The following is an 11,614-nucleotide window of genomic DNA, read 5'->3' as shown; positions in this document are numbered from 1 at the left end:
ACTGTTGTTTGTCTTTCAGAAACTGTTCAACCGCTATCTATTCAAAATGATCTCAGTTATGAATACATCATTCGACTCCGTAAGTACCCGAACTAGATAATTTCCATTCGATAAGTAAGAACCATCAACCGTATTCAGCTCCAAGTCGATGGGAAGTTGGATTTCTCGTCCCAATAAATCCATCACTTGAATATTTGCAATACCTCCATCGAAATCAATTTTGAAGATTCCAGTTGTAGGATTTGGATACACGCTGATATTCACCAGGGACAATTCGTCAACTCCAACAACCGATAGAACACAATCTGATGTATCTGAACAACCGTTTTCTGTAATAATTACAGCGAAATCACTTCCGTACGTTGGAGTAAAAGTCTGATTTGTTTCATTTACCAAAGCTTGATCTGTATTACAGTCAATCCACTGGTACGTTTGACCGGCATTCGCGGCAACAATCGTACTGTTATCTGTTCCAATCGAAGTTGAAACATCAATTGAACCAATCACAATATCTTGCGTTTGCGTCGATGTATTTCCGCAAGCATCAGTGTATGTCCAGGTAACTGTTGTCGTTCCAACCGAAGCCACAGGAAAAACAACATCCGCCACTCCAGTTACCGATCCTGAGCAATTGTCTGTTGCTGTTGGCGCTGATAACGTTACTCCACATAGCGAGTTTTCATCTGCCAAATCAATACTATCAGCCACTGGCGCTGTAAGGTCAATTACCGTAATTGTTTGCTCAACGTTCATTGAATTTCCAACTGCATCGGTAACGCTATACGTTCTTGTAATTGTTTCAGGACAAGATAATCCATCAGTAACATCAGACACCCATGCCACAACAGTTGGTCCTGCACAGTTATCCGCTTCATCTGTTACGCTTGAAGGATCGATTGCGGGAATATCATTGCTACATTGAACAGAAATACTGTCGGGATTACTTGCTGTTGGTGGAGTGACATCGGTCAAAATAACATTTTGTGTTTGAGTCGATGTGTTACCATGACCATCTTCAAATGTCCATGTGACCACGGTTGTGCCTTGCGTTGTAATTGGGAATGCAACATTCGATGTTACCGTTACAACGCTTGCGCACTCGTCTGTTCCCGTTGGAGCAGAAGGTGAAGCATCACATTCCGCGATGATGTCCATCAATGAAATTGAATCCGAAACGGGAGCCGTAATATCATCCACAATAATATTCTGTACCCGCGTAGAAGTATTTCCATGTCCGTCATCATACGTCCAAGTCACAAGCGTCGTTCCTTCTGTGATTGGAAAAACAGCATCATTAGTTATAGTAACCGTTGAAGAACAATTGTCTGTTGCAGTCGGACCCGTTAGTGACGAAACTTCACATTCAGCCGTTACATCTGGTAAAGTTGCGACATCCGGAGTTGGAGCGATTACATCATCTATACCTCCATCTGTAATGAACCAACCATCAGCAGAAATCATGTTTGTTCTTGCATCTTCACCAGCACAATACATACTGTTTCCTCCGCCAAATGTTACTCCTGCTTGCAAAGCTTGAGCATTCCAACTAATTAATAATGCATCGTAATTCGATGTTGAAAGCGTTACAGAATGAAACATATCAGTCGCATCGTTAATAGTTGACATATCCCAATTTTCAAATCCAGCATTTACGTTTGTTTCACGAAATGAGAGAGCCGTAGAAGTTACACCCGACAAATCTGGAGTGTCCGTAGCAGCCACAATTAAGTTTGAACAGCCAAAGAAAGATTGTGTAAAATCTGTCCATTCGATTGTTCCCCATGCATCGACTGAAAGGATTTTTTGACGATCTCCGCTATTATTAAAATAAATTCTTGGAAAATCGCCCTTAATACGAATGGTATAAGTTCCAGCTGCTCCGAAATCATGTGTTAGGTCTCCATTAATGTTAAACTCATCAAAGGTTCCATCATTATCCCAGTCAACATCATAATTGTAACCTGTTCCTGTAGTAGGAATTGTAATTTCCGTAGTTCCCGATGTTCCTATGTTGCTTGTGTTCCATGTTGAAATGAATTCTTCTCCAGTACAATCTTGACCGCCGTCTACAATGACCCAACCATAAGTTGAGACAATAGAAGCACGTTCTTCGTCGGCTTGGCAATATTCACTGGTGTTTGCTCCAAATTCAACGCCGTTAAGAAGTGTTTGAGCGCTCCAAGCAATCAAGGTACTGTCGTAATTAGCCACGGAAAGTGAATTGCAATATCCAAACATATTAGACATGCTGGAAACTTGACTTATGTCCCAATTTCCGAAATTCTGATTCAACTGATTGCAAGTATAAAAAGTGTTGAACATGTTCGATACGTTTCCAGTATTCCAATTCGATAATGATTGATTGAAGATATCAGCACCATCAAACATGCTTTGCATATTTGTTACGTTAGCCACATTCCAAGAATTGAACGGTTGGTTAAGAGAAGTACACCCTCTGAAAATGTGCGACATATCAGAGACAGTACTAACATCCCAAGAATCAATATTCGTGTTGAATTGATGACAAATTCGAAACATACTTGACATGCTTAAGACGCCGCTTAAATCAGGAATGTCAGTTGCAGTTACCGTTAGATTTTCACATCCAAAAAATGCCAACTCCATTGAGGACCAACTAATAGTTCCCCATTGAGATACCTCTGTGATCTTCATTTCATCACCTCCATTGTTGAAGTAAATCCGCGGAAAATCACCCTTAATACGTATCTCATAAGTTCCAGCTGTTCCGAAATCATGCGTTACATTTCCAGTTATACCAAACTCATCAAAAACACCGTCATTATTCCAATCAACATCATAGTTATAGCCACCACCAGTTGTTGGAATAGTAATTTCAGTAGATGTTGAAGTCCCTGGATTATCTGTCTTCCAAGTTGTGATAAAGTGGCTCTGTGCTTCTAATAATAAATCATCCTGATAATGTGCCTCGAAGTAAAAATCCGCCTGATCATACGGCGGAATTACTGGAGAAAATACTGGATCTCCAAGCGTATGAAAACGTACACTTCCTACAGCATACGGATTTCCACTTGCGCAGGTATAATTTGTTTCACCCGTGAGAAACTTCGACATGAATGAATAGGTGTTCCCTGAAACTACGGGAATAGGCGTTGAAAAGGTAATCAGCACGTCACTTGAGTTATCAAACGATGTCAAACTGTAAACTACCGAATCCAGTGGACTCGATGGGTCTACTCCATCGTAAAGGGTTAGCATGTGGTCTCCATCTGTTCCAACAACCACTGGACGAAGCATTATAGATTCGATGTTTCCTGAACATGTTGCAACAAAGCTTTGTCCTATTTCCTTTGTTGATGTGATCAGACCAACACTGTTGTTGGTGTTGACTAATTGAGTCACATTGTTGGCTGGTCCGCATTGTGAGAACGCAGTAATTGGATTAATCGAGAGGAGTAGGATTCCCACGAAAATTATTCTTTTCATAATTGAGAGTGTTTAGCTGTTAATTTTTTGCTGAGTTTTTCAACCCCAACAAATCTTGTATTTCAGAAAGCGATGCTTCCATTTTGTCAATACCTTGTTCCAAGGTTTCAATGCGCTTAAGTAACTCCTGCGTAGCTGAAACATTCAACATCGAAAGGGCTTCGTAATCTACCGTATGAAAATCTGATACTTCTTTACCGTATACGAACACTTGTCCGTTAGCTTGAGTTGTAGCAATTTTGAATCGATTATCTGCCACTTCAACAACCTCGACCATTTCCTCAGAACTGGCAAAAATCAATTTTACCTTGTCGCCTTCTACTAAATCCGTCGTTAGGTTGATCCAACCATCCTTTAATTCTGAAAGTTGATAAATAGTCGGAACATATCTCGTTAAATCTGTACTTACCGCTTGCGGGTAAACTTCTTTTACTTGCTGGGCAATAACTTTTTTTATGGTTTGATTTCCTTCCGCAATGGTGTCTCTGAATTGGTAGTCTGTAATTTCTATTTGCGCCAGGGTTGCCAAGTCATTTTGTGAGTTTGATAGACCTTTGATGTTCTTAATACGTACATCCGAAAAAGCATTGAATTGCGTTGCTGCTATTCGATCTGACGCATAGATAGAATATGTTGCTGAACTAGATGTTAATCCTGTTGTTCCATCATTGATTAAATAACCGTGAGCACCAAGATTGTACGTTATAGCTCCATTGATCTCTAATTTCGCCTTATTGGGTGTACTTGTACCAACGCCAATATTCCCATTTTTTAGTATCACCATAGCATCACTCTTATTTGAGATATTCGATCCATTTCCAACAGTGAAAATTCTATCAGAGGCATTAAATGATGTTGCAGAAGCAGGAGTATAAACCGTGTTGTATCTACCAACCACCATCTCACAATAAGAGTACGCTCTCACATCTTCCCCTATTGCGGTGGAGGATAGCCCTAAAGCTTCTGAATTATATCCCATTGCGGTTGAATGCGATCCTGTAGCTACTGAGGAATTTCCTGATGCAAATGAGTAATCTCCAAGCGACATTGTATTTGATCCCATTGATGTTGAATAACTTCCAACTGCCGATGAATATGATCCCATTGCTGTTGCGTAAGGTCCGGCATCGGTACGAAAACCCATCGCAGTTGAATAACTCCCATAGGCAAATGTATTCGTTCCAAATCCCACAGAATTATACCCTACATCAGATTCATTCCAGTTTGCACCCGATACTATACCCGCTCTAAACGCTCCTTTACTTTTATCAAACATCACTCGGGAATTATCAGCCGTACCTGCAAGATTATCCAAACTCGTACATCCAAACACAAAGTCATCTGTTGCAAAATCGGTAGTGTTTTGAACGATGCCATTGATACTTTTAAATTCTGTTGTAAAACCAAAGTTTGCAATATCCATAGAATCCAATTGAGTGTCAGAATCGGGAGGGAGTGTCACGGTGTTACCTCCAGAAATGGTAATATCCGAACCTGCAATGGATAAGGTTTGTGCGATTCCAATTCCATCATTCCCTGCTGGACCTTGTGGACCTATTGCGCCAGGTGCTCCGTCGACACCATTTATTCCATCATTCCCTGCCGGCCCTTGAGGACCAGTTGCTCCAACTGCTCCATCAACACCATCTATTCCATCGTTCCCTGCCGGACCTTGTGGACCCGTTGTGCCGGGTGCTCCGTCTATTCCGTCGGCTCCATCATTTCCTGCTGGGCCTTGTGGCCCCTGACCATTTCCAGAAGTTTTCGCGTATAAGGCATAAGGAACACTCATCAGTTGGCTTGTTCCCATAACTGAATAATTTGTTCCTCCTGTGATATCAACAGCGGTTTCGATGAAATAAGAACCTGTTGACCAGTCAATTGTAGAAAAGTCGTCAACTGAGGTTCCCGAACCTATTTCCAGATTCACGAGTCCGTATCCGTTTGTAGTTGACGCGAAGGTTTCAGTGTAAACGGCTGTTCCTCCTATTGATCCTTGTTGAATCGATAATTGAATGCCAACCGCTTGGTTCGTTAAAATGGTATTTCCTGCATCGCGAACGACTGCTTGATAATTGAACCCTTCTGGTGCCTGACCGAAAGAGCTTAGTGCTATTGTTGCTGCTGCAACTAATGATAGGAGTATTCTTTTCATAATAATTGTTTGTAACTATATTTAAAATCTTGGGGCTTTCGCGTCAGCTTATTTTTGCTTAATCAGTTTAAATACCTTTAGGTTTTGAGTTTGACTTTGCAATACCAATGAGTAGCTCCCCGGAGCCAAATGACTTACTTGAATGGCTGTTCGCTCGGCTGTGAGTTTATCTTCCAAGACCAATCTTCCTGTTGCATCGTAAAGAGCGTAGGTAACATTCTCAAATGTGCTTGCTTGAATGTTTAATACTTCAGATGTTGGATTGGGGAAAACAAGCACCTCGTAGCTTAGTGCATGATTTTCCACTCCTAAAAAGTTCCAGTTTGTTTGATGGAAACCTTGGGTCAAGTCGTTGGTTCCACTAGTTCCCGTATTAATCACCACTTCTCCAATTGTATAATCGATGCTCACAGTTCCATTCGAATATGAATTTCCTTGCGTTGATACGACTTCTTGAGCGTTGGATGTGAACGCAAAGGAGAAAGTGAATAATGTGATAATAACTGCCTTCATAAATAGGATCTTTAATGAAGTACGAAGTTGAGGGCAATTAACGCATGGAACTAATTTTGTTCGGGTGGTTTTTCCTACCCTAGACGGTAAAAATTATAATTATCAACACATTACCCCTCCATAAAAGTAGATACCTTCGTAAGAAGTTCTTCCCTCGAATTGACCTCAAACTTTTGGTAAATGTTCCGAATGTGATACTTTACGGTGTTCGATGATATGAACAATGCTTCTCCAATTTTCACATTGGAAATAGTGACGTCGAGTGATTTTAGAATATCCAATTCTCGCTGTGTCAATGGCTCAATCGAAAGGTCATTGTGTTTTAAGAATTGGAGGTACGACCTTTGCTTTTCCTGCCCTTTGTTCGCTTCCACAATTTCCAATGCCGCCGTTACATCGTGCACTTGAAACGGTTTCGTTAAATAAGCTGAAGGTCTTAATTTTGCTGCCTCGACAAGTGTTTTGGAATCTTTATTCGCCGTTAAAAAGATGAACGATTTTTGTCGCTTATTCATCTCTTTCGCGATGTCAATTCCCGTTAAAGCTTTGGATAAAAAGATATCAATAATGGCAGTATCAAAATTCCAGTCGGTGAGCTCTAAAAACTCTTCTCCGCTGAAGTAATCACCTACAACTTCGTGACCAAGAGATTTAACGACCTTAATCAAGTGCTCTACGGCAAAGAGTTCGTCTTCAATAATTACAATTCTAGACATGGAATTTAAATTCATACAACCCGATTGTCTTATTGACTTGAAATTCAACTCCTCCAACGCGACGAATCAGCTTTTTAATTAATACAATACCTGTTCCAACATTGTCTGTTTCATGTTGCTTATAATTGTCTGAATACCTGAATACACAGCTATCTTCTGAGACGAGCACATCAAGCTTTATTATTTTTATTTTCAAATTATTATGCTCAATTGTATTCGACAATAATTCATTCAAGATCAGTCCCAAATACACAATTCGCTCATTTTCTATCTCGATCGGTTCAATGTTTTTTTGAATATTGAATTGTTCCGAAGACAAGTTCTGGTACAGGTTCAATACTTCATTAAAAAAGAGATCAACTCTAACTTTTTCAAAATGCACATTTTCATGCAAGTGTCTGTGCAAAGCGCCAATGGTCTCAATTTTTGTTGAAATACGCTTTAACGCTTTCTCACCATTATCAATCACGTCTTCACTACTATATTCCAGCAAGGAAATAATCATTTGAAGATTGTTCTTAATTCTATGGTTACTCTCTACCATTAGAATCTCGTATTTCTCGTTGGCATATTCGAGATCGGCATTGATCCTATCGACTTTCTTTTTGCGTTTTACCGCCCTCAAAATCAAAACAAAAGTGCCTGCGAGAAGTAGCAACATCACAATCAAGAGAATGTTTAACTGCCTATTGTGTGAAGCTTCAATTTCTAATTGTTCTGACTTTAAGGTCGATTCGAAATTAGATTCTGTTAACTCTTTTTGAATTTCCCCCGTCTCGTAAAGCACTTTAAACGACGCCAACTTTCGTGTGTACAATAACCTAGTAAATTCTCTGCCGCTTTTCGTACTGCGCAATTCCCATTTATAATAGCCGATTGAATCTCCTCTTTGCAAACAACCAGTTCCTATAGTTCCGTATAACTCCTCTTCTTCAGAATACCATTTTTTCCCTTCAGACCAGACCAATAATCTTTCGGACTTTTCATCAAATGACTTCATGTCCCCTAATGCTAAGTCGGCTCTCATTAGACTCATCATGGGGCGCATGTAATTGATCGAATCACCAAGCTGCTCAAATAACTCGGCGGATCGTGTTAATTGCGGAATTGATTCTGGTAGCCTTTTACGATGATATAAAAACAGACCCAGCTCATTTCTTAAACTTGCTTCTTCCTTTTTTAATTTGTGTTTAAGACTCATCAATAGCGCTTCATCTAAAAACATGTAGATAGAGTCATTCACGTTGAGTGCGGCTGGAAAGTGCCCTTTAATCCGATTGCCTTCAGCGTATAATGCTGCCATTCTACCTAGCCTTCGCACATATAACTCTGGATAGTGAATATGTTCCTTTTGAGCATAGAGAATCGCTAATCCCTCATCGTAATTCCGAGACCTCCGCATCAGCTCAGCCAATGTGATTTCAGCATTCAGTTGTCGCTCTACATCCTTTTCTTTCTTCGCAATTTCGAGGGCCAGTTCAATTTCACTGATACTCTCAGCCAAGAGGTATACTTGATTGTATTCATCCGCAAGATTCATGTGATACTGATAGGAAGTATCACGTGCTCCTTGACCGAATGCTCCGATGGAGTAGAAAATAAATATTAGGCTTGATAAAGTAAGCTTCATTCTTTTGTTTTAATACAAAATGGAACTTCATGAACGAATAGAAGTCTACTTTATATAAAGTGTGTAATATGCAAATTAAACGAATATATCCCAAGTACACTCAATAACATTGGGTCATTCATCCAACTCTTAAATAACATCGTTTTTTGTTTGAACCGGAAATTGTACAACGGGGTTACACATCCTAAAACAAATTGGCTGAAGAAGTCTATAATATGAACTGGGCTTTGAATACAGCGGAAGTGAGTAAGCCGTTCTTAGAATAACGTCTCACCAACACCTCGGCTGAAATAAGGAGCTACAACAAGGCTTGTAAACCATGCAAACTTAAATAGGGCTCTAGCACTGTCCAGACCGCTTTGACGAAAGTAAAAACACATCAAAACCGCTCAAAAAGAAATATTTAAACAGCTTTTTATTTTTCCCTCCACATAACTCAAGAAATCACACCCAAAGTGATACTAGAATAACTGATCAATGTAACAAAGCAAAAGCCTTCTCAGAACTGAGAAGGCTTTTGCAAAACGCTATTTCAGGAGATGACTCTCTTACTACTTACAACTAGTTTTTAACAACTCTGGAAGTATGAAGTAGGGCGTCATTTTGTTTAACGACTACTAAATAAAAACCTGAAGGTAAGTAGCTGGTATCAAGTGTTCCGGATTGATTTCCGGTTGTTGTCAAAAGAACACGACCGTTGATGTCTACAAGTGAAATGGCTACATCACTCGTCTGAAGTTCAACTGGTATTGACAGTGAAATAGACTCCTCAAAGGGGTTTGGATAGACTTTTATAGCAAGTGATGGTTCTTCTGTCTCTGCAAATGCTTCATCTTCTTCAACCGAAGCTTCCTTCTTCATGAGAACCAGTAGCTGACATGAAAATAATTGCGAACCGGTTAAATACTGAGTATATCCCAACAACGGTCTGAACCCATTACCCGTCTGAGCCACTGCATACATATTAGCACCACTTCCACCATTTCCATTAATTTTTAAGACTTTATTATTTGCCAGGCAAATCATCTGAGTATTACCATAAAAATCGATATCCGTAACTGATGAGGCAAAATGTGCGCTTCCTTCTAGTTGTGTTGCATAAGTACCACTTGTTGTTACAAAACCGTGTAGAACTTCTGTTGCATTAAACATATTACCACCTGTTCCCCCACTATTAAATACCTTCATGACTTTCCCATTTCCAAAGGTTATGAATAATCTGTTTCCGCCAGGGTTATGCGTGATTTTATTAATCGCTGACCAATAATTACTGTGACCAACATAATAGTTGTAAGAAGGTATACCGCTAAATCCGGATACATTTTCACTTACTGCAAACATATTACCCCCACTTCCACCAGTACCATTAATCTTTAAAATCTTACCGTTATAAAAACCTAAAAACAGATACGTTCCATTACTATACATTTCAGATACAGGCCCCATAAATTTTGAGTGCCCACTGTAAAAATTATAAGAAGGAATGCTACTATAACCACTTGTTGTTTCAGTAATTGCAAACATATTGGCTCCGGTTCCTCCTGTATTATTAATCTTCAACAATTTGCCATCTAGTGTACTTACAAACATGAACGAACCAACTGAAAAGACTTTATTAACAGGAGATAAAAAATAAGAGTGTCCGGAATAGTAATTATAACCCGGAAGGCTGGAAAATGAAGTTGGCGTTTCAGTAATCGCAAACATATTAGCTCCACTTCCACCGGATCCATTAATCTTTAGCATACCTTTATTAATACAGGAAATGAATAACTTATCATCCTTGATAAATAAATCGGTAATGCCGCTTAAAAACTTGTGATGCCCACTGTAATAGTTATAAGGGCTTATGTTTGCAAAACCATTTGTAGACTCTGTTACTGCAAACATATTAGCACCGCTCCCCCCTGTTCCATTGATCTTTAAAATCTTTCCATCATTGAACGAAATAATTGTTTTTCCATCACTGGTATAGACTATATCTGTTATTGGCGTGTTAAAATCGTTGTAGCCAATTAAGTTAGAATATCCCGGAAGATTCGCCGGCGGATTAAATGATAATCCCCAAACATTATCTCCTGAAGACCCCAAACTAGAGAACTTATAGATCATTCCTGCATTTTTCTGAACAAAAAAGTACTCTCCCGGTACAAATTGATAAATTTCATTCACATCCTGACATCGAGAAAATGAATGATCGTAGTCACTTCCTGAACACACTGAATACAGGCCGTCATCAGGACGAGTTACGACTATTGTATTCGTTTGTTCCGTTACAAGTGTCTCAACATAAAATCCTAAAATATACCTACGAATAATTATTTTGGCATAATAATAACCGGATAATGGCTCAACATTATCAAATGTGTAGTATATGTTTGGACATATTATAAGTCCGGAGCAATTAATCTCCTGATCACCGGAATTATACGTCTTTGAATCAATTTGATTACCATTTCGATAAAAATTGATTTCATACGAAAAACTTTGGGCACTTGAAACATTTGATTCGTATGTCCTAATTGAGTTAAAGAAAAAATTTATAGGCTGAATGGACGAACAAGTTTCGAAATTAATGTTGTCTTGTGAGCCATTCACAGAAATAGTAGACAGAGTTTTAGTCTGCGCATTCGAAGTAATCGAAAAGAGTAACACAATGCATAAACATGCGATTTGTTTAAATTTAATCATAATTAGAATTTTTAGTTATAGGTTTTGAATTATTTGCTGTTATCAAGATGTTATACAACACCTTTTTTCTTTTTACATATTCACCGAGGGAGTTATTCATTTCTCTCAATGATTCTGCACACATTCAGTAGATATAAAATTTCATTATTATCAGAAGAAGTAGTACTCAGAATCGTTTACAAACCGATACGAAAACACGTACAGCAAGCGTAAAATTCTTAGAGGCAAAAATCCAGAAAAGTAGTATATCCGTTATTAATATGCGAGTTGATAGGGTTAATTTTTTGTTTAGTATATCGTTTAATTAATGTGAAAGCAATGTAGCAAAAAAATTGAATAAAAAATATTTTCTCACATTTTTATATTTCAATACTCATTAAAAAACAAGCTGTTAAGAATTAGCGTAAAGCTGTTCATACACTAAAACTTTTAGGAAGAGCCTTC

The 11,614-nt window shown here is 38.8% G+C and carries 6 protein-coding genes; all 6 read right to left on the bottom strand.

The annotated features are described in order from the left end of the window. Positions 1 to 33: 33 nt before the first annotated feature. Positions 34 to 3,465 carry a BspA family leucine-rich repeat surface protein gene (locus tag AC4PL9_RS13955; protein WP_491605361.1) on the bottom strand — a complete coding sequence of 1,144 codons (3,432 nt, stop codon included), beginning with the start codon at positions 3,463 to 3,465 and terminating at the stop codon, positions 34 to 36. 19 nt (positions 3,466 to 3,484) lie between these two features. Further along, entirely contained in the window at positions 3,485 to 5,620 is a 2,136-nt protein-coding gene (locus AC4PL9_RS13950; RefSeq protein ID WP_491605360.1) for a DUF8740 domain-containing protein, read from the bottom strand. A gap of 48 nt (positions 5,621 to 5,668) precedes the next feature. Then, positions 5,669 to 6,133, bottom strand: coding sequence for a T9SS type A sorting domain-containing protein (locus AC4PL9_RS13945; RefSeq protein WP_491605359.1), 465 nt, complete (start codon positions 6,131 to 6,133; stop codon positions 5,669 to 5,671). A gap of 110 nt (positions 6,134 to 6,243) precedes the next feature. After that, positions 6,244 to 6,849 (bottom strand): LuxR C-terminal-related transcriptional regulator, encoded by a 606-nt coding sequence (locus AC4PL9_RS13940; RefSeq protein ID WP_491605358.1) that lies wholly within the window; start codon positions 6,847 to 6,849, stop codon positions 6,244 to 6,246. After that, complete coding sequence (locus AC4PL9_RS13935; protein WP_491605357.1) at positions 6,842 to 8,479, bottom strand: histidine kinase dimerization/phosphoacceptor domain -containing protein; 1,638 nt, start codon at positions 8,477 to 8,479, stop codon at positions 6,842 to 6,844. Before AC4PL9_RS13935 ends, AC4PL9_RS13940 begins: the two co-directional genes overlap by 8 nt. 561 nt (positions 8,480 to 9,040) lie before the next feature. Continuing rightward, positions 9,041 to 11,170, bottom strand: coding sequence for a T9SS type A sorting domain-containing protein (locus tag AC4PL9_RS13930; protein ID WP_491605356.1), 2,130 nt, complete (start codon positions 11,168 to 11,170; stop codon positions 9,041 to 9,043). Between the last annotated feature and the right edge of the window lie 444 nt (positions 11,171 to 11,614).

This window comes from Wandonia sp., assembly GCF_984588085.1.
Note: the sequence above shows the minus strand (reverse complement) of the source record. Positions and strands in the feature narration are given on the sequence as shown.